The 1,028-nt window shown below is 55.4% G+C and carries 2 protein-coding genes; one reads left to right on the top strand and one right to left on the bottom strand.

Annotated features, from left to right (window positions below; all coding sequences use genetic code 11):
- The coding region (locus NFR41_RS10455) for a P-loop NTPase family protein (RefSeq protein ID WP_251231802.1) at window positions 1–198 on the top strand (198 nt) is incomplete at its 5' end.
- 121 nt (window positions 199–319) lie between these two features.
- Here NFR41_RS10455 and tnpA read toward each other — a convergent pair.
- Window positions 320–736: an IS200/IS605 family transposase gene (gene tnpA, locus NFR41_RS10450; RefSeq protein WP_026001627.1), complete on the bottom strand. Its 417-nt coding sequence runs from the start codon at window positions 734–736 to the stop codon at window positions 320–322.
- Window positions 737–1,028 lie beyond the last annotated feature (292 nt).

The following is a 1,028-nucleotide window of genomic DNA, read 5'->3' as shown; positions in this document are numbered from 1 at the left end:
TTCATAGATGAAGGCTTTGGCAGCCTCGACCAGGACGCGCTGGACCAGGCCATCGCCATGCTCAGTGAGCTGCAGATGAGCGGGCGCATGATCGGCATCATTTCGCATGTCAGCGAACTCAAGGAACAGATGCCGATTCGTATCGACGTGCTGCCTAGCCGTCAGGGCAGCACGGTCGTGGTGAAGGGTGAAGGGTGAAGGGTGAAGGGTGACGAGCCCGGCGGTTCACGTTGCGTTCATGTTCGATGCTTTATCGAACATCGCGAAAAACCTCGTACTTCTAGTGCGAGGATGGATAGCGAGGGGCGCGAGAGCGCCCCTAGTCCGGCCTCGATTGTTGCTCAATATACTGCTTGACCATGCTCAGGGGGGCGCCTCCGACACTTCCCGCAAAGTAGCTTGGACTCCACAGCGAGTTCTTCCGGTAGGCGGGCTGCACCAGTTCAGGGTGTAGTAACTTCATCCGCCGGCTGGATACCCCCTTCAAACTATTCACCAGCCTGGATACCGCCACTTTGGGTGGAAAGTTGACAAGCAAATGGACGTGATCGGTTTCACCGTTGAACTCCTGTAGCTCCGCCTCGAAGTCCCGACACACTCGGTCGAAAAGCAATTCGAGGGAGTTGAGATGCGCGCCGGTGAACACCTTGCCCCGATACCTGGTGACAAATACCAAATGGGCATGGAGTTTAAAAACGCAGTGTCTTCCTGTTCTGATAGCTTGTTTGGTTTCCATAGACCAAGTATATTCGAAGCCATGAAGCAGACCAGGACCCTCAAGGTTCGAGTGAAGGACAAACACGCCGCCGAGCTTAACCGCATGGCCCGCAGCGTGAATTTTGTTTGGAACTACCTCAACGAACTGTCTTCCCGAGCCATTCGGGAGAAAGGTCTGTTTCTGTCTGCCTACGACATGCACCCCTATACCAAGGGTGCTGGCAAGGACCTCGGCCTGCACAGCCAAACGCTGCAATGCATCGCTGCTGAATACGTTGCCCGCCGCAAGCAGTTCAAAAAGCCCCGCTTGA

It is taken from the genome of Adlercreutzia aquisgranensis (assembly GCF_943193145.1).
In the GTDB taxonomy this organism is placed as follows: Bacteria; Actinomycetota; Coriobacteriia; order Coriobacteriales; family Eggerthellaceae; genus Xiamenia; species Xiamenia aquisgranensis.
This window is presented reverse-complemented; position numbering and strand designations above follow the sequence as displayed.

Coding starts and splice junctions, on each gene's coding strand:
- tnpA (WP_026001627.1), bottom strand. CDS start 736: ATGGAAACCAAACAAGCTATCAGAACAGGAAGACACTGCGTTTTTAAA.